The organism is Amycolatopsis sp. NPDC050768 (genome assembly GCF_040654155.1).
Taxonomy (GTDB): domain Bacteria; phylum Actinomycetota; class Actinomycetes; order Mycobacteriales; family Pseudonocardiaceae; genus Amycolatopsis.
Window position 1 is genome coordinate 292,556 of record NZ_JBFAHL010000001.1, and the last position, 18,114, is coordinate 310,669.

The following is an 18,114-nucleotide window of genomic DNA, read 5'->3' on the forward strand; positions in this document are numbered from 1 at the left end:
GTGGCCGGTGGGTCCAACGGTACGCGGAGGGGTCCGTCGCCAAGCGAAGTGGCCGGACACGGCATGTGCATCCGCTCGTGCGCTGAGCGGGTCGCTAGGCTGTCGCCCGTGCCGTTGTATGCCGCTTACGGATCGAACATGGAGCCCGCCCAGATGCTGGAGCGCGCCCCGCACGCACCGATGGCCGGCACCGGCTGGCTGGAGGGCTGGAGGCTGACCTTCGGGGGCGAAGACCTCGGCTGGGAAGGCGCGCTGGCCACCATCGTCGAGGACCCGGCCTCCCGGGTCTTCGTGGTGCTCTACGACGTGACCTCGCTCGACGAGACCGGGCTCGACCGCTGGGAAGGCGGCGAGCTCGGCATGCACAACAAGATCCGCCTGCGGGTCCAGACCATGGACGGCTCGGTGCTCGCCTGGCTGTACGTGCTCGACGCGTACGAGGGCGGCCTGCCGTCCGCGCGCTACCTCGGCGTGCTCGCCGACGCGGCCGAGGCCGCCGGAGCCCCCGCCGACTATGTGGATGACCTGCGCACCCGGCCGTGCTCTGGGATCACCGGCTGACCACAGCCCTGTGGACAACTCGGCGGATTTACGCGCCGACCTGGGCATCATGAACGGTGTTCACCATCAGTCGGTAAAGCTCTGACACGGCTTCACGTTTTCTGCTTGCGACGCTTTGTTTTGCGGCCGTCGTGCGAGTTGTCAAAGGTGCTTATAGGCGGCTTGGATCCGTTGGGGTATAGGTAAAAACGCTCGTTTCAACCACTTTCACCGAAGTGCCCCGGCGGCCGTTGATCACCCGCTGTGAATAGGCGGCTCGACGGCTCGATGAGGGTTCACGAGACCGGGTGAAAACGGTGTTCACAGGGCTTTGCCTGGACGCAAAAACCACCCGCTTGAGTTATCCACAGCTCGGCCGAGCTGTGGATAACTCAAGCGGGTGAGGCTGTGGACAACTCAGGCGAGAGCGGCCAGCGCGGTGTGGACCAGCGTGCGGACACCGACCATCAGCGCCCGCTCGTCGAGGGTGAAGGTGGGGCGGTGGATGTCGGCCTGAGGGGCCGGCGGGCCGGGCCACACGCCGAGGCGGGCGAACGCGCCCTGGGCGTGCTCGAGGTACCAGCCGAAGTCCTCGCCGCCGGAGGACTGCTCCGTGCCGGCCAGGCCTTGCTCCCCGAGAGCGGCTTCGACGCCCGCGCGCAGCAGCGCCGTGGACTCCGGGTCGGAGACGACCGGGGGCACGCCGCGGCGGTAGTCGAGCGAGAAGCCGACGCCGGTGGGCGCGAGCAGCGACTCCACGGACGACGCGACGAGCGGTTCGAGCGCCGTCCACACCTCGTGGTCGGCCGTGCGCAAGGTGCCGCGCAGCACGCCGTCCTGCGGGACCGCGTTGGCGGCCTGGCCGGCGTGCACCGCGCCCCACACGAGCACCGTGCCCGAGCGCGGGTCGACGCGGCGCGACAGCACCGACGGCAGCGACGTGATGACCGTGCCCAGGGCGTACACGAGGTCCGCGGTGAGGTGCGGCCGCGACGTGTGGCCGCCGGGCGAGGTGAGGCGCAGCTCGATCAGGTCGGCGGCCGAGGTCAGCGCGCCCACGCGGGTGCCGACCTTGCCGACCTCCAGTCGCGGGTCGCAGTGCAGGCCGAAGATCCGCTCGACGCCTTCGAGCGCGCCCGCCGCGATCATGTCCAGCGCGCCGCCAGGCATGACCTCCTCGGCGGCCTGGAAGATCAGGCGCACGCGGCCGGGCAGCTCGGGAGCGCCGGCCAGCGCGCGGGCCGCGCCCAGCAGGATGGCGGTGTGGGCGTCGTGCCCGCACATGTGGGCCGCGCCTTCCGTGGTGGAGGCATACGGCAGACCCGTGTCCTCCGTGAGCGGCAGCGCGTCCATGTCGGCACGGAGAGCGACGCAGCGCTCGCCCTGGCCGATGTCGCACACCACACCGGTGCCGCCGGGCAGCACCCACGGCTTGAGCCCGACGGCGCGCAGCAGCGACACGACCAGCTCCGTGGTCGCGAACTCGTGCCGCGACAGCTCCGGGTGGGCGTGGATGTGGCGGCGCCACGCGAGCACGTCGGTGACGTTGGCCCGCAGCCAGTCGTCCAGCCAGAACGGCCCACGCCCCGCACCGAGATCGTCCACAGGTGCCATGCTGACGCCGGCTTCGGTGATCAGCGCGATGGGCGCCTCGATCGGGTTGGCCATGCGACCCTCGGGGTCACCTGGAACGTCCGGACGTGAGTCAAGCACAGTCACACCGCACCTCCTCCCGCTCCCGCAACACCGGTGGCGCCTGGGACCCGCACCGTGCCGTTCGATCTGTCGTACGCATTTGCAGATGATCGTGCACCATGCAGGTGGCAAGCCGCTCGCCCCGACGGGGGACCCGAGACGGCCGGTACCGGATCTGCGTTGAACGGCCCGACGAAATTCGGTCAGGGTGAACCGGGCCGATTCAGCCGTTGCCCTTCTTACGCTTCCGCCGCCCGAAGAACACGATGGCGAGCAGCACGACGGCGACACCGCCCGCGATCAGCTTGTTCCGCGTCTTCTGCGCGTTGGCCTTGTCGGTCTGCGTCGGGTCCAGCACCGGACCCGGCGCCGCCTGCTGCGGGGCCGGGAGCAGCGCTTCCGCAGGTGCCGCGGTCTGCGCTTGGACCTGGGCTTGAGCCTGAGCCGGCGCCTCGACGACGGCCGCCTGAGCCGGAGCCGCGCAGTAGAACAACGCGCCCAGCAGGCCGACCAGCAGCAGTCCCCGCACCTTCGCCATGACATCCCTTCTACGGCACTGCGTCGCATTCTGCCCGCCGAACGGCCGCGACGTCAGCCGCCACGCGGTGGAGGCGCTCCGTTCAGCCCGCGCCATCGCCCGCCGACCGCATCTCCACACGGTGACCGGTCGTCACGGAGCGTGGAGCGGTCGTGAGGTCAGACCAAAGTCACTTCGGGGGACCGTTCGTCAGCCGAACGGGGCCGGTGGGCCACCGAGGGTGGGTTCGGCGGGCCTTTTGTCGCCTCGGTTGCTCGAACGGGGGTTGGGGGGTGGCGGCTTCGCGGTCATCTGCGGGGTTGGCGGTGGTGGCTTCGTTGTCATCCACGGGGATGGCGTGTGGCGGGTCCGCAGTCATCTGCGGGGATGGCGGGTGGCGGCTCCCCTTATCCGGCTCCCGTTATCCACAGGGCGCTCGCGGTGGGCGGAGTTGTCCACAGATTCCGTTTCGGCCGTTTTTCAAGGTCAGGGGCCGATAGACTGGGATGGGGACGCCCCCCAAGGGAGGGCGGGGGCTGTCTGGCGGGCGGGGGCTGTCTGGCGGGCGGGGGCTGTCTTCCACAAAAACAGCTCAGCTGTCCGTCGGTTCCCCGAACGCCGTCAAGATCCGTTCCGCCGCCAGCGTCGCCGTCAGCTCGCCGTCGCGGACCGCGCGTTCGATGTCGGTGACCTGGGCCCGCACCGAAGGGTGCGACGTCAGGCGGTCCAGCAGCTGCTCCCGCACCATCGACCAGGTCCAGTCGACCTGTTGCTGGCGGCGGCGGCTGGAAAGCTCACCGGACTCCTGCATCAGCGAGCGGTGCCGGCCGATGGTCGCCCACACCTCGTCCAGGCCGGAGCCCTCGAGGGCGCTGCAGGTCAGCACGGGTGGCGTCCACGGTGCGTCCTTGCCGTAGATCATCCGCAGTGCGCCCGAGAGCTCGCGGGCGGCGCGGGCGGCGTCGCGGGTGTGCGGGCCGTCGGCCTTGTTCACGGCGATGACGTCGGCCAGTTCGAGCACGCCCTTCTTGATGCCCTGCAGCTGGTCGCCCGTGCGGGCCAACGTCAAGAACAGAAAGGAGTCGACCATGTTGGCCACCGCGACCTCGGACTGCCCGACGCCGACGGTCTCCACCAGCACCACGTCGAAGCCCGCGGCTTCCATCAGCACGATCGTCTCGCGGGTCGCCCGCGCGACTCCACCCAGCGTCCCCGACGTCGGAGACGGGCGGATGAAGGCGCGGGGATCCACGGCCAGCCGCGACATGCGCGTCTTGTCGCCGAGGATCGAGCCGCCCGTGCGGGTGGAGGACGGGTCCACGGCGAGCACGGCGACGCGGTGGCCGGCCGCCGTGAGGTCCGTGCCCAGCTGGTCGATGAAGGTCGACTTGCCGACGCCGGGTACGCCCGTGATGCCGACCCGCTGGGCGCCCCCGGCGTGCGGCAGCAGCTCGACGAGCAGCTCCTGCGCCTGCGCCCGGTGGTCCGCCCGGTGCGACTCGACCAGCGTGATCGCCTTGGACAGGGTGCCGCGGTCGCCCGCGAGCACGCCCTTCGCGTAGGCGGCGACGTCGATCCTGCGAGGCAAGGCTCAGGACTCCTGGTGCGCGAGCTGCTCCAGCAGGCCGATCGCCGCGTCGGCGATGACCGTGCCCGGCCCGAAGATGGCGGCGGCACCGGCGGCGCGCAGCTCGTCGTAGTCCTGCGGCGGAATGACGCCGCCCACGACGACCATGATGTCCGACCGCCCGAGCTCGGCCAGCTCGTGGCGCAGCGCCGGCACGAGCGACAGGTGCCCGGCGGCCAGCGAAGACACGCCGATCACGTGCACGTCGGCCTCCGACGCCTGCCGCGCGACCTCACCGGGCGTGGAGAACAGCGGGCCGACGTCGACGTCGAAGCCCAGGTCGGCGAAGCCGGTGGCGATCACCTTCTGGCCGCGATCGTGGCCGTCCTGGCCCATCTTCGCGATCAGGATGCGCGGCCGGCGCCCCTCGTTCTCGGCGAACTTCTCGACGAGCGCTCGCGCCTTGTCGACGTTGTCCGACTTCCCCACCTCTTCCCGGTACACGCCGGAGATCGTGCGGATCTGCCCGGAGTGGCGGCCCCAGATCTTCTCCAGCGCGTCGGAGATCTCGCCGACGGTGGCCTTCGCGCGCGCCGCGTCGATGGCCAGCGCGAGCAGGTTCCCACCACCCCGAGCACCCTCGGTCAGCCGGCGCAACGCGTCTTCCGTCGCGGCGGAATCACGCTCCTCACGCAGCCGCCGCAGCTTCTCCAGCTGCTGCGTCCGCACGCCGGCGTTGTCGACCTTCAGCACGTCGATCTGCTCGTCGTCGGTGACCTGGTACTTGTTCACCCCGATCACGGGCTGGCGGCCGGAGTCGATGCGCGCCTGCGTGCGCGCGGCGGCCTCCTCGATGCGCAGCTTCGGGATGCCCTCGTCGATCGCGCGCGCCATGCCGCCCGCGCTCTCGACCTCCGTGATGTGGCCCCACGCCTTGCGCGCGAGGTCGTAGGTCAGCTTCTCGACGAACGCACTGCCGCCCCACGGGTCGATCACCCGCGTGGTGCCCGACTCCTGCTGCAGCAGCAGCTGCGTGTTGCGGGCGATGCGCGCGGAAAAGTCGGTGGGCAGCGCGAGCGCCTCGTCGAGCGCGTTGGTGTGCAGCGACTGCGTGTGGCCCTGGGTCGCGGCCATCGCCTCGACGCAGGTGCGCGCCACGTTGTTGTACACGTCCTGCGCGGTCAGCGACCAACCCGACGTCTGCGAGTGCGTGCGCAGCGAAAGCGACTTCTCGCTCTTGGGATCGAACTGCTTCACCAGCTTCGCCCACAGCAGCCGAGCCGCACGCAGCTTCGCGACCTCCATGAAGAAGTTCATGCCGATCGCCCAGAAGAACGACAGCCGCGGCGCGAACTTGTCCACGTCCAGCCCCGCGTCGACGCCGGCGCGGATGTACTCGACGCCGTCGGCCAGCGTGTACGCCAGCTCCAGGTCGGCGGTCGCCCCGGCCTCCTGCATGTGGTAGCCGGAGATCGAGATCGAGTTGTACTTCGGCATGTGCTGCGAGGTGAACGCGAAGATGTCGGAGATGACCCGCATCGACGGCTGCGGCGGGTAGATGTAGGTGTTGCGGACCATGAACTCCTTGAGGATGTCGTTCTGGATCGTCCCCGCGAGCTGCTCCGGCTTCACCCCCTGCTCCTCCGCCGCGACCACGTAGAGCGCGAGCACCGGCAGCACGGCGCCGTTCATCGTCATCGACACGCTCATCTTGTCGAGCGGGATGCCGTCGAAGAGCTGGCGCATGTCGTAGATCGAGTCGATCGCCACGCCCGCCATGCCGACGTCGCCGGACACGCGCGGATGGTCGGAGTCGTAGCCGCGGTGGGTGGCCAGGTCGAAGGCGACCGACAGGCCCTTCTGCCCGGCCGCGAGGTTGCGGCGGTAGAAGGCGTTGGACTCCTGCGCGGTGGAGAACCCGGCGTACTGGCGGATCGTCCACGGCTGGTTCACGTACATCGTGGGGTACGGCCCGCGCAGGAACGGCGCGATGCCCGGGTAGGTGCCCAGGAAGTCCACATCGGACAGATCCTCGGCCGTGTACACCGGCTTCACGCCGATGCCCTCGGGCGTCTCCCAGGCCAGCGCGTCGGGGCCCTTGCCGGTGGCGTCCTGCACGGCCTGCGCCCACGCCGCGCGGTCCCCCGGCTCGGGGGTGCCGAGCGGGACGTCGGCGAAATTCGGGATGCTCATGCTTCCACTCCCAGCTGTACGTGGATGCCGGTCAGGACTTCGAGCGCGTCGCAGCCGGCGAAGACGTTGCCGCTCACGCCGGGGTAGCTCGCCTTGCCGGCGAGCAGCACCTTCTCGGCGCCGAGCGACGCGGCGACGTCGGCCGCCTGTTCTTCGTACGCGGCGTCGGTGCCGCAGAGGCACGCGATGCGCGCACCGCTTTCCCGGAACGCAGCGGGCAGGTCGTCGGTCGCCCCCGGGTTCACGGCCTCGAGGCCGCCGGCCTGGAACAGGTTCGCGGCGAACCCGGCGCGCGTGGTGTGCGCGGCGACGGGACCGAGCGTGGCGAGGAAGACCTTCGGCCGTTCGCCGTGCTCGGCCAGGTACTTGTCGGAGGCGTCGCGCAGCTGCTCGAACGCTTCGGCGTAGCGGTGGCGCGGCAGGCCACCGTCCACAGTGGAGCTTACCGTTTCCCTGGTCACGGGTTTCTCGGCCAGGTTCGGGAACTCGCTCACGCCGGTGATCGGGTCTCGGCGCGTGGCCAGGCGCTTCGCGCGCTTGTCCCACGTCGCGGCCAGCCGCGCGGCCAACGCGCCCGACGCCAGCTCGGCCTCGACGCCGCCCGCGCCTTCGATCGCGGTGAACTCGGTCCACGCGGCTTTCGCCAGCTCGTCGGTGAGCTGCTCGACGTACCAGGAGCCGCCGGCCGGGTCGATCACGCTGCCCAGCTTCGACTCCTCCAGCAGCACCGCGTTGGTGTTGCGGGCGATGCGCGCGGAGAACGCGTCGGGCAGGCCGATCGCGGAGTCGAACGGCAGCACGGTCACGGCGTCGGCGCCGCCGACGCCCGCGGCGAAGCACGCGACGGTGGTGCGCAGCATGTTCACCCACGGGTCGCGCTGAGTCAGCATCGCGGGCGAGGTCACGGCGTGCTGGTGCATACCACGCGCGCCGGCGGGCGCACCCGAAACTTCGAGCACGCGGTCCCACAGCCGGCGGGCGGCGCGGAACTTGGCGATGGTGAGGAACTGGTCGGCCGTGGCGGCCAGGCGGAACTCCAGCTGCGCGGCCGCGGCGGAGACGTCCAGACCGGCTTCGGTCAGCGCCCGCAGGTACGCGACACCGACGGCGATCGTCGCGCCCAGCTCCTGCGCGTCGGAACCACCGGCCTCGTGGAACGGCAGGCCGTCGGCCACGAGCGTGCGCACCTTCGGGTACTTCGCGGCGACGCGCGCGGCCAGCTCGGCGGCGGGGGCGACAGGCAGCGCTTCGCCCGTCCGCGCGCCGACACCGATCGGGTCCGCGCCGAGCACGGCGACGGCCTCACTGGGCGGAATTTCACGCTCGGCCAACACGTCCAGCAGAGCGTCGGCCGCGGCGGCGTACTCCGCGCCGGCGTCGAGGACCACCGGCGCGAGGTCGAGGTAGACCTCGTTGAGCGCGTCGGCCAGCGCGTCGAGCGGGAGCGCTTCGCCGCCGACGCGCAGCCACACGGACGTGGCGCCGCCTTCGAGGTCGGCGAGGATCGCGGTGTTGGTGGCTTTGGCGTCGGCCCGCAGGTGGCGCACGCGCACGTCCCACCCGGTGCCGATCACGCCTTCGGGCCGCGCGCCACGGACGAACGGCGGCAGCCCCGGGTAGCCGGGCTCGCCGGCGGCGTCTTCACGCGTGTACAGCGGCTGGATGTCGATGCCGTCGTACGTGTGGGTGACGAGTTTGCTCTCCGGCGCCCCCGCGAAGTCCTCCGGCAGACGGCCACTCTTGCGCAGCACTCCCGCCACGAGTTCCTGCCACCGGGCCCGGTCGGCGGCAGGAAACCCGGCCGCCAGCGCGAGCTCGGGTTCGGAGATCGGCACCGACTCCGGCCCAGCCACGTTCGTCATACCCAGTGATGGTAGAGGCACGCCAGTGCCGGCACCTGTGACTCTAGTCGCCCCACCAGAGTGTTCAGGGGTATCCGCGGAACACGGGTGGGCAGGTCTTGCACACTGGGTCGAAGAGTGTCGCTGCCTTACGACACAATCAGGGGGTGTCCTCCTCGAAGGAAGAGCCGAGCCCAGCACAGTCGAGCGCAGCCGAGCCGCAGTCCCGTGTGGTCGCCGGGCGCTACCGGCTGCGATCCGTGCTCGGCTCGGGGTCGATGGGCACGGTGTGGTCGGCCTACGACGAGTTCCTCCACCGGCCGGTGGCCGTCAAGGAGATGAAGCTGCCGCCGGGCGTCCCGGCGTCGCAAGCGGACGAGTTGCGTGAGCGGACGCTGCGCGAGGCGCGCGCGATCGCGGTGCTGTCCCACCCGAACGTGATCATCCTTCACGACGTCGCGCGCGACAACGACGAACCGTTCGTGGTCATGGAGCTGCTGCCCTCGCGCAGCCTCGCGCACATCCTGCGCGACCACGGGCCGTTGAACGTGGAGCAGGCGGCAGCCGTCGGCATCGCCGTCGCCGCGGCGCTCGAAGCGGCGCACGACGCGGGCATCACGCACCGCGACGTGAAGCCGGGCAACGTGCTCGTGGCCGGTGACGGGCGGATCAAGCTCACCGACTTCGGCATCGCGCGCAACGTCTCCGAAGCCACGATGACGCGCACCGGGATCATGCTCGGCTCGCCCGCCTACATCGCGCCGGAGGTCGCGTCGGGTGGCGCGGTCACGCCGGCGGCCGACCTGTGGGGCCTGGGCGCGACGCTGTTCGCCGCCGTCGAGGGCGCGCCGCCGTACGACGCGGACGGCGATCCACTGGAGACAGTCGGCAAGGTCGTGAACGGCTCGGTGCCCAAGCCGAAGCCGGGCCCGCTGGCCGACGTGATCGCCGCGTTGATGAAGAAGGAGCCGGAGAAGCGGATCTCGCTGCGCGAGGTGCGTCACCGGCTGTACCCGTTGCAGGGCAAGACGGCGCTCGACCTGTTCGGGCCGGAGCTGTTCCGCACGCCGGACGGGAAGAAGACTTCGGCGCAGCTCGATGCAACCGACACGCAGGTCTTGGAGACGGTGGCGCCGACCGACAAGAAGTCGGAGGCAAGTGGCGCACTGGCGGCGGACCCGGGTCCGTTGCCGTTCCTGCGGCAGGGCGCGGCTCCGGCTCCTGTTGTCGCCGCTCCGGTTGCCTCTGCTTCGCGGCGACGCAGCCCGCGCGCGTCGGCGTTGCTGGCCGTCGCGGCGGTGGTGCTGTTCCTCGTCGCCGGTATCGGCGGGTTCGCGCTGGCGCGCCTGATCAGCGGGCAGTCGCTGATCCCGCCCGCCGGCAGCGCCACGTCCGCCGGTGCGCCGGGCGCGACGGTGCCGCCACCGCAGGACGTGAACCTGGTGCAGCAGCGCGGCCACGCGAGCGAAACGGCCAATTCCACGCGCGACACCGAGTACGTCATCTCAGTGCCGGAAGGCTGGCAGCGCTTCATCGCCGGCCGGTCCTCGAACAGCGTCGGCGCGTCCACGGTCGTGCAGTACGTGTCGCCGGACGGGCACCAGTCGTTGCGCATCGAACGCTTCCCGAACTTCCTCAAGAAGCACGACGTCGCGGACTACGAGGGGAGTCTCCGGGCCTCAGCGGACCCGGGCGGGTTCGCCTTCGCCAAGGTCCCCGTGCAGACCGACGCCGGGACCGAGATGATCTACCGCACCGTGGAGCACGGCGATTCCGCGCAGAGGGGCCCCGATTCCTCGATCACCCGCACGACCTTCGCCTTGCTGAAGACCTCGGGCGAGTCGCTGTGGGCCGTCTCGCTCACCGTGCCGCCGGAGATCGAGCCCGACGGCGCCGAAACGTGGGACCGGATCAAGCAGACGCTGTCGTTCCCGGGCGACCAGTAGGACCTCAGCCCAGGCCGTCCGGGTAGCGCCGGCCCGACTCGGCCGCCTGCGCGAGGCGGCGCAGGCCCGCGAACAGCCGGTCGCCCAGCACGGTGCCGACCACGGCCGCCTCCACGATCCGATCCAGTGACGGATGAGCGGCGAGCGTGTCGAGGTCGACCTCGGCGATGCGGTCGGCGAGCGTGGCGTAGTCCTCGATGCGGTCCAGCAGCGCGGGGTGACCGAGCGCGCGGATCGTGCACAGCGTGGTGATCAGCCCGGGCGCCGCGGGGTGCTCGGGCGCGAACTTCCAGCCGTGGGCCGCGGTCAGCTTTTCCAGCAGGTCCAGCGCCCACGCGCGGGCCTCGTCGTCGACGTCGGACGTGCCGCCCACGAGGGCGCGCTGGGTGACGCCGAGGACGTCGTTGGTGGGCTCGCCCGCGTCGATGGCCGCGAGCACGCCGCCGACGGTGGCCACGGACAGGCCGCCGACGTCGAGCAACGCGCGGATGAGCTTGAGGCGCTGCACGTGCTCGTCGCCGTAGCGCGCCTGGTTGGGGCTGGTGCGCTCGCCCGGGTGGAGCAGGCCTTCGCGCAGGTAGTACTTGATCGTCGCGACCGGCATGCCGGACTCGGCGCTCAGTTCGGCCATCCGCACGGCCGCATCAACTCCTCGAACTCGGGACTCGGTCAAAGGACTCAGGCATTTCAGGACTCGGGTCATCTCAGGGACATCCCTGAGGACTTCTCAGCTTGGATAGTCTAGCTTCCCATAATGGATACTATGACTATCCATCCTGGGAGGACATCATGACCTTGCTTCCGAGCCGAACGAACACCTGGCACCGGCCGTCCACGCTCTTCGCGGCGGGACTCGTCGTCACCGCGCTGGCCTGCGTCGTCGCGATGGTGGTGGACCAGCGCACGGTCCTCGGCGCGCCCGTGTGGGCGAAGCTGCTGAAGTTCGCCATTTCGGGTGCGCTGTACTTCTTCACGTGGGGCTGGCTGGTGTCGCTGCTGCCCCGCTTCCGCCGGACCGCGCACGTCGCCACGACCGTGGTGATCGTGCTGTTCGCCGCCGAGTACGTGGTCATGGTCTTCCAGGCGGTGCGCGGCCGGCCCAGCCACTTCAACAACGCGACGCCCCTGGACAACACGCTGTTCCAGCTCATGGGCGGCATGGTCGCCACCATCTGGATCGCGACGCTCGTGCTCACCGTGCTCCTGATGTTCACGCGCCTCGAAGACCGCGCCACCCACTGGGCCGTCCGTACCGGCGCGGTCATCTCGCTCATCGGCATCGGCCTCGGCGCCCTCATGACGGGCCCGACGGCCGCCCAGCAGCAGGCGTTGAACGCGACCGGCGTGTCGGCTCTCGTGGGCGCCCACAGCGTCGGCGTCCCCGACGGCGGCCCCGGCCTGCCCATCCTCGGCTGGAGCACCACCGGCGGCGACCTGCGCATCCCGCACTTCACCGGGATGCACGCGCTCCAGCTGCTGCCGCTGGTTGCGCTGGGGTTGGGCCTGCTCGCCACGCGGGTGCCGCGCCTTCGCGACAGTGCGGTTCGTGTCCGGCTGGTGTGGGTCGCGACATTCGGCTACGCGGGCCTCGTCGCCCTCGTGACCTGGCAGGCGCTGCGCGGCGAGTCGCTGATCCACCCGAGCGCCCCGACCCTCGCGGCCGCCGGCGCCCTGCTCGCCGCGGTAGCGCTGGGCGGCTTCGCCTCGGTGTACCGCCCGACCCGCGAGCTCGTGCGATGACCGCGCTCGCAGTCACCTTCGGCAGCGGGGGCGAGCCGCCCTTCGCCGCCCGCACTCCGCGGCGGCGCGGCGGCCGGGCCGCCGCGCGGTCGGCGGGCCGCCCACCCCATCGGGAGCTCGTGCGATGACCCAGCAGTCGTTCACCTGGACCTTCCCCCTCGCGACGCCCTTCTGGGCGCTGATGATCTTCGCTCCCACGTGGCGGCGGACGCGGCAGATCATGGCGTCGCCGTGGGTGCCGTTGCTGCCCTTGGCGTGTTACTTCGCCATCGCGATCCCGCACTTCGGCGAGCTGTGGCAGGCGGTGAGCCGACCGGACCTCGCCCTGCTGCAAGCGTTTGCGGGGTCGTCGGCGGGGGCGGCGTTGTTGTGGGCGCAGCTGATCGCGTTCGACCTGTTCCTCGGGCGGTGGATGTTCTTCGAGGCGCGCGAGCGGGGGATCCCGTGGTGGCAGGTCAGCCCAGTGCTGGTGCTGACGATTTTCCTGTCTCCGTTCGGACTGGTGGTGTTCCTGGCGCTGCGTAGTGCCCGGATACGCTCGGCGCCATGACCAACCACGAGGAAGCGGCCGCGGCCGCCATCGCCGAGCGGACCGGCGTCGAGAAGCACGACATCGCCGTGGTGCTGGGCTCGGGCTGGCGCCCGGCCGCGGACGTGATCGGGACGGCCGAGGCGGAGATCCCGTTCGGCGAGCTGCCCGGTTTCACCACTCCCGGCGCTGTGGGGCACGGCGGGACCGTCCGGTCGCTGAAGATCGGCGACAAGCGCGCGCTGGTGCTGCTGGGCCGCACGCACTTCTACGAGGGCAAGGGCATCGACCCGGTGGTGCACAACGTGCGCACCGCCGCGGCGGCCGGCGCGCGCACCGTCCTGCTCACCAACGCGGCCGGCGGCCTGCGCGAGGGCTTCAGCGTCGGGCAGCCGGTGCTGATCTCCGACCACCTCAACCTCACGGCCCGCTCGCCGATCGTCGGCGCGAAGTTCGTGGACCTCACCGACCTCTACTCCGCCCGCCTGCGCGGCGTCGCGAAGGAGATCGACGGTTCGCTGGAGGAAGGCGTCTACGCCGGCCTCACCGGCCCCCACTTCGAGACGCCCGCCGAGATCCGCATGCTGCGCACGATGGGCGCGGACCTCGTTGGCATGTCGACGGTCCTGGAGGCCATCGCGGCCCGCGCCGCCGGGGTCGAGGTGTTCGGGCTGTCGCTCGTCACCAACCTCGCCGCCGGCATGACGGGCGAGCCGCTCAACCACGAAGAGGTCCTCGAAGCCGGCCGCCAGGCGGCCACGCGCATGGGTTCGCTGCTCAAGGAGCTCATCGCCCGCGCGTGACGACGTGCTGCGAAGGGCACCTCGAACGCGAGGTGCCCTTCCCGTCGTCAGACGTACTCGGGCAGCTGCGCGGTTACCTCGTCCGGCGACGGCATCGCCGCCACCTCCGCCGCCAGCGCCCGCACGGCGTCGGCCACCGTCGAGTCCGCCAGAAGCCGCCGCGCGCTCTCCCGCACCGCGTCGGCCGTCACCGCGTCGCCGAGGAGTCGCTCGCCGACGCCGGACCCGGCGACGGCTTCGGCGTTGGTGAACTGGTCGGCGCCCTGCGGCAACACGAGCTGCGGCACCCCAGCGGAAAACGCGCCCATCGTCGTGCCGCTGCCGCCGTGGTGCACCACGAGGTCGACGTGCGGCAGCAGTTCCGACTGCGGCACCCACGCTTCGAGCCGCACGTTGGCCGGCACCTCGCCGAGTGAAGCGACGTCGACCGACGGTCCGGTCGCCACCAGCACGTCGACGTCAAGCGCCGCGAGCCCGGTGATCGCCGCGGTGAGGATGTGCGCCTGGCTCATCGGCGTGGTGCCGAGCGTGAGGTAGACGAGCGGGCGGCCGTGGTCCACGACCCCCGCGGGCAGGTCGCCCGGCTCGCTCCAGCCCACCGGCCGCAACGGCAGCCTCCGGGCGCGCGCGACGAACTCGGGCGACTGCACCGACGGCGGGCAGATGTCCACGAACGGGTTGCCCCACGAAGGCCGGTCTCCGCCGGTGATGCCGAGTTCGGCGGCGTAGTCGTCGAGGGCGCCGCGGATCTCCGCCATCAGCCCGTCGGCCGAGACGCGCCCGAAGCCGTGGCCCATGGCCGGGATGCCGGCCTTCCTGGCTGCGAACGCGCCGCCGGAGTTGCCGACCTCGTAGATCACCAGGTCGGGCCGCTCCCGCTCGAACAGTGCGCCGAGGTCGGCGACGAAGCGCTCGGGCAGCACGCGGCCGAACACCTGGCCGATGACCTCGGCCATTTCCTCCTCCGACGCCTCACGCCGGCGCTGGGCCGGATCACCGGCGTACTTCGAGGCGAACGCGTCGTAGATCGTCAGGCCGGCCTTCTCCGGCCGCAGGCCCGCCTTTTCGAGCACCGGATGGAAGTCCTCCGCTGTCGCGAAGGCGACGTCGTGCCCGGCGCCGCGCGCGGCGACCGCGAGCGGAATCAGGGGGTAGAGGTGACCGTGGGACGCGAGGGAGGTGAACACAAGTCGCACCACTGCGACGGTAGTGACTTGTGTGCCGCCCCGTCAGGTGAATTCCGCAAGGACTTCCACCGTCCGCTGTTGCTCGGCGGCGGATCCTTGGGGCGAAAAGAAGAATTCGGTCACGCCGGCGTCGCGCAGCCGGCCGAGCTGAGTGGTGACCGCGTCCTCGTCGCCCACCACTGCGACGTCACCCGCCCCGGCCACGCCCTCACGGTCGAACACCGCGCGGTATTCCGGCGAGCGCGCCGCCAAGGCGAAATCCGCCGAAATCCGCGCCCGCACACCGCTTTCCTTGGCTGTGACGCACGCCGGCAGCGCGGCGATCACGCGGGCCGCCTTCCCGATCGACGGAACCACATACTCTCCCAACGCCTTCGGCCCCGCGAGCCACGTCACCGTGCCGTCGGCCAGCTCGCGCGCGACCCTCAACATCGCGGGCCCGAGAGCCGCCACGACCACGGACGGCGGCTGCGCACCCGGCACCGCCACGGATCCGAAAGCCGTGAGCGTCTCCCCGGAAAACGCGACACTTTCCCCTCGTAGCAACGGAATCAGCACCTCCAGGTACTCCCGCATCCGCCGCGCCGGGCGGTCCACCGGCAGCCCGAACATCGGCCCGACCATTCCCGCGATCCCCGCCCCGACTCCGAGCGTCAGCCTGTTGCCCGTCACCGCCTGCACGCTCAGCGCCTGCCCGGCCAGCACCAGCGGATGCCGCTGTGGCACCGGCACCACGGCCGTTCCGAACGCGATTCCCGGCACCGGCCCGAGCGCACCCAACGCAACCATCGCGTCCCACCCCAGCGCCTGGCTCACCCACGCCGTCGCGAACCCCGCGGCTGCCGCGACCCGCGCCTGCTCGACCAGCTCCGCGGCCCCGGTCGGACCCCGCAGATCCCCGACCGCGATCCCGATTTTCACCTGATCCTCCTAAGTGGGGTACCACCCCGTTTCAAGACCGGTACGATACGGAGGACCGCCCCGTTTTGCAAACACGCAGCCACCAGCGACAAGAGGCAAGCCCATGCGCGCCGACGCCCGCCGCAACTACGAGCGGCTGCTCGCGACCGCCGTCGAGGTCGTCGCGGAGCAGGGCGCAGATGCCTCGCTCGAAGAGATCGCTCGACGCGCCGGCGTCGGCTCCGCGACGCTGCACCGCCACTTCCCCGGCCGCGCCGCGCTGCTGGAAGCCGTGTTCCGCGAACGCGTCGAGAACCTCTGCACCCTCGCCGCGGAGCTGGCCACTGCCCCGAGCCCCGGCGACGCGCTGGTCACGTGGCTGCGCGCGGTGGTCGCCCACGCCTCCGCCGCCCGCGGCCTCGGCGCGGCCCTGCTGCTCGGCGCCAAGGAAGGCCGCGAGTACCACGCGAAGATCCTCGACGCGGGCCACCGCCTCCTGGCCCGCGCGCAGCAGGCGGGCGAGGCGAACGAAGCCACCGGGACCGACGACCTGCTCCTGCTCGTCAACGCGATCTCCCTGGCCACCGAGGACGACGCGGACCGCGCCGACGCCCTGCTCACCCTGGTCGTGGCCGGGGTCCGGCGCCCGAAACCCGTACGCTGACCCGGTGCAGAACACGATTACTCCCGAGCTGCGCGATGCCGCCTACCGGTGGATCGCCGAGGACCCCGACCCGTCGACGCGCGAGGAGCTGCGGCAAGTGCTCGACCGCGCCCTCGCCGGCGACGCCACCGCGGCCGACGACGTCGCCGACCGGATGGCGGGACCGCTCGAGTTCGGCACGGCCGGGTTGCGCGGGCCGGTGCGGGCGGGGCCGAACGGGATGAACGTCGCCGTCGTCACGCGGACCACCGCGGGCGTGGCGCAGTGGCTCACCGAAAAGGGCCTCGCGGGTGGCGTGGTCGCGGTCGGGCGCGACGCGCGGCACGGGTCGGAAGCGTTCGCGCAGGCGGCCGCCGAAGTGCTTACCGCGGCGGGCTTCGCCGTGAAGACGATGCCGCTGCCGTTGCCGACGCCGCTGCTCGCGTACTCGGTGAAGCACTACGACGCGATCGCCGGAATCCAGATCACCGCGTCGCACAACCCGGCCGCGGACAACGGGTACAAGCTCTACGACAGCACCGGCGGCCAGATCGTGCCGCCGTCCGACGGCGAGATCGAGCACGCCATCCAGGCCGCGCCCGCCGCGGTCGACGTGCCGCGCGCACCCGGGGCCGAGGTCGTCGACCCGCGCGCCGCGTACCTCGCCGACGTCGCGAACCTGCCCAGAAGCCCGGAGCGCGAGCTGCGGATCGCCGCCACCGCGCTGCACGGCGTCGGCGCGGCGACGCTGGAAACGGCGCTCACGCAAGCCGGGTTCACCGACGTGCACTTCGTCGCCGAGCAGTCGCGGCCCGACGCCGACTTCCCCACCGTCTCGTTCCCCAACCCCGAGGAACCCGGCGCCACCGACCTGCTGCTGGCGCTCGCGTCCAAAGTGGACGCCGACCTCGCCGTGGCGCTCGATCCGGACGCCGACCGCTGCGCCCTCGGCGTGCGCGGCCGCGACGGCGAGTGGCGCATGCTGCGCGGCGACGAGACGGGCGTGCTGCTCGGCTCACACCTGCTGTCCACAACGGACAATCCCGATCCGCTCGTGGCCACCACCATCGTGTCGTCCTCGCTACTCGGCGAGCTGGCGAAGGCCGCGGGCGCGCGCTACGCCGAGACGCTCACGGGCTTCAAGTGGCTGGTGCGCGCGGGCGAAGGCCTGATCTTCGCCTACGAGGAGGCGCTCGGCCTCTGCGTGAACCCGGGTTTCGTGCGGGACAAGGACGGCATCGCCGCCTCCGTGTTCGCCGCCGGGTTCGCCGCGGCGCTCAAGGCCGAGGGCCGCACGCCTCTCGACGTGCTCGACGACATCGCCACCGGCCACGGCGTGCACCTGACGGACCAGGTTTCCTTGCGGGTCACCGACCTTGCCGTGCGCGGCAAGCTGATGGCGAGCCTGCGCGCCGAGCCGCCGGTGACACTCGGCGGCACACCTGTCAAGCAGGAAGACCTCCTGCCCGACGCCGACGTGCTGCGGCTGCGCGGCGACGGCCTGCGTGTGGTGATCCGCCCGTCGGGCACCGAGCCGAAGTTGAAGGCCTACCTGCAGGTGGTCACGCCGGTGACCGGTGACCTCGCGGCGGCGCGGGAAACCGCGTCCACTCGCCTCAGCGCGGTGCGGGAAGACATAAACATGCTGCTGAGCTGACCGGGACCGGGGGCCCCGGTTCGACGTCGCGGCCGAGCAGGGTCGGTCCGAACAGGCCGACGACGTCGACCAGCAGCAGCACCACGAACGCCGCGATGAACTCCCGCCGCCGCGAGAGGATGGCGGCGAGCAGGCCGACCACCGCGGGCACCATCCACGGCCACAGCCGGTCCATCTCGCTGGTCCAGCCGTGGGGCGCGAAGATCGCGTCGGTGAACACGGCGAAAACCAGCGCGAGCGTGCTGACGAGCCCCGCCAAGCCGAGCAGTACGATTGCGGCTACCACAAGACGGGGCCGCAGTCTCTCCCCCATCACCGGACCCAGCCTGCCCGCGCGTGGACACGGGCACAAGTGG

16 protein-coding genes are annotated in these 18,114 nt (G+C 71.4%); 7 read left to right on the forward strand and 9 right to left on the reverse strand.

The annotated features are described in order from the left end of the window. Positions 1–108 precede the first annotated feature (108 nt). On the forward strand, positions 109–561 hold the full coding sequence (locus tag AB0H62_RS01465; RefSeq protein ID WP_220246290.1) for a gamma-glutamylcyclotransferase: 453 nt from the start codon (positions 109–111) through the stop codon (positions 559–561). Positions 562–957: 396 nt separating this feature from the next. Here the strand turns inward: AB0H62_RS01465 and AB0H62_RS01470 are convergent, their stop codons facing one another. The 5 genes from AB0H62_RS01470 to AB0H62_RS01490 form a co-directional block, all read right to left on the reverse strand. Next, complete coding sequence (locus AB0H62_RS01470; RefSeq protein WP_220246289.1) at positions 958–2,259, reverse strand: amidohydrolase; 1,302 nt, start codon at positions 2,257–2,259, stop codon at positions 958–960. 199 nt (positions 2,260–2,458) lie between these two features. Further along, positions 2,459–2,773 (reverse strand): hypothetical protein, encoded by a 315-nt coding sequence (locus AB0H62_RS01475; RefSeq protein WP_220246288.1) that lies wholly within the window; start codon positions 2,771–2,773, stop codon positions 2,459–2,461. Positions 2,774–3,344: 571 nt separating this feature from the next. After that, complete coding sequence (meaB, locus tag AB0H62_RS01480) at positions 3,345–4,340, reverse strand: methylmalonyl Co-A mutase-associated GTPase MeaB (RefSeq protein ID WP_360583483.1); 996 nt, start codon at positions 4,338–4,340, stop codon at positions 3,345–3,347. A 3-nt stretch (positions 4,341–4,343) separates the two neighbouring features. Further along, positions 4,344–6,512: a methylmalonyl-CoA mutase gene (gene scpA, locus AB0H62_RS01485; RefSeq protein WP_220246286.1), complete on the reverse strand. Its 2,169-nt coding sequence runs from the start codon at positions 6,510–6,512 to the stop codon at positions 4,344–4,346. Further along, positions 6,509–8,374 (reverse strand): methylmalonyl-CoA mutase subunit beta, encoded by a 1,866-nt coding sequence (locus AB0H62_RS01490; RefSeq protein ID WP_360583486.1) that lies wholly within the window; start codon positions 8,372–8,374, stop codon positions 6,509–6,511. The genes scpA and AB0H62_RS01490 overlap by 4 nt, the downstream gene beginning before the upstream one ends. A gap of 209 nt (positions 8,375–8,583) precedes the next feature. Between AB0H62_RS01490 and AB0H62_RS01495 the strand changes: the two genes are divergently transcribed. Continuing rightward, on the forward strand, positions 8,584–10,299 hold the full coding sequence (locus AB0H62_RS01495) for a serine/threonine-protein kinase (RefSeq protein WP_220247363.1): 1,716 nt from the start codon (positions 8,584–8,586) through the stop codon (positions 10,297–10,299). Between the two features lie 4 nt (positions 10,300–10,303). Here the strand turns inward: AB0H62_RS01495 and AB0H62_RS01500 are convergent, their stop codons facing one another. Next, complete coding sequence (locus AB0H62_RS01500; RefSeq protein WP_220247362.1) at positions 10,304–10,930, reverse strand: MerR family transcriptional regulator; 627 nt, start codon at positions 10,928–10,930, stop codon at positions 10,304–10,306. Between the two features lie 158 nt (positions 10,931–11,088). Here AB0H62_RS01500 and AB0H62_RS01505 point away from each other — a divergent pair, with 158 nt between their 5' ends. The 3 genes from AB0H62_RS01505 (at position 11,089) to AB0H62_RS01515 (ending at position 13,371) form a co-directional block, all read left to right on the forward strand. Continuing rightward, the gene (locus AB0H62_RS01505; protein WP_220246284.1) at positions 11,089–12,039 is read left to right on the forward strand and encodes a hypothetical protein; all 951 of its coding nucleotides are present in this window, start codon (positions 11,089–11,091) and stop codon (positions 12,037–12,039) included. Positions 12,040–12,163: 124 nt separating this feature from the next. After that, positions 12,164–12,589, forward strand: coding sequence for an ABA4-like family protein (locus tag AB0H62_RS01510; RefSeq protein ID WP_360583488.1), 426 nt, complete (start codon positions 12,164–12,166; stop codon positions 12,587–12,589). Continuing rightward, positions 12,586–13,371 carry a purine-nucleoside phosphorylase gene (locus tag AB0H62_RS01515; RefSeq protein WP_220246282.1) on the forward strand — a complete coding sequence of 262 codons (786 nt, stop codon included), beginning with the start codon at positions 12,586–12,588 and terminating at the stop codon, positions 13,369–13,371. Before AB0H62_RS01510 ends, AB0H62_RS01515 begins: the two co-directional genes overlap by 4 nt. A 47-nt stretch (positions 13,372–13,418) precedes the next feature. Here the strand turns inward: AB0H62_RS01515 and AB0H62_RS01520 are convergent, their stop codons facing one another. Both AB0H62_RS01520 and AB0H62_RS01525 read right to left on the reverse strand, forming a co-directional pair. Further along, positions 13,419–14,567, reverse strand: a complete 1,149-nt coding sequence (locus AB0H62_RS01520; protein WP_360583491.1) for a glycosyltransferase — start codon at positions 14,565–14,567, stop codon at positions 13,419–13,421. A gap of 33 nt (positions 14,568–14,600) precedes the next feature. Continuing rightward, complete coding sequence (locus AB0H62_RS01525) at positions 14,601–15,479, reverse strand: TIGR03564 family F420-dependent LLM class oxidoreductase (RefSeq protein ID WP_360583493.1); 879 nt, start codon at positions 15,477–15,479, stop codon at positions 14,601–14,603. Between the two features lie 103 nt (positions 15,480–15,582). On the opposite strand from AB0H62_RS01525, the gene AB0H62_RS01530 reads away from it, so the two are divergent. Together AB0H62_RS01530 and AB0H62_RS01535 are read left to right on the forward strand one after the other, a co-directional pair. Then, positions 15,583–16,122: a helix-turn-helix domain-containing protein gene (locus AB0H62_RS01530; protein WP_360583495.1), complete on the forward strand. Its 540-nt coding sequence runs from the start codon at positions 15,583–15,585 to the stop codon at positions 16,120–16,122. Positions 16,123–16,126: 4 nt separating this feature from the next. Then, a complete protein-coding gene (locus AB0H62_RS01535) occupies positions 16,127–17,758 on the forward strand; it encodes a phospho-sugar mutase (RefSeq protein WP_360583497.1) in 1,632 nt (543 codons plus the stop codon). Here the strand turns inward: AB0H62_RS01535 and AB0H62_RS01540 are convergent. Beyond that, on the reverse strand, positions 17,718–18,044 hold the full coding sequence (locus AB0H62_RS01540) for a hypothetical protein (RefSeq protein WP_266118302.1): 327 nt from the start codon (positions 18,042–18,044) through the stop codon (positions 17,718–17,720). The two genes, AB0H62_RS01535 and AB0H62_RS01540, sit on opposite strands and share 41 nt — an antisense overlap. Between the last annotated feature and the right edge of the window lie 70 nt (positions 18,045–18,114).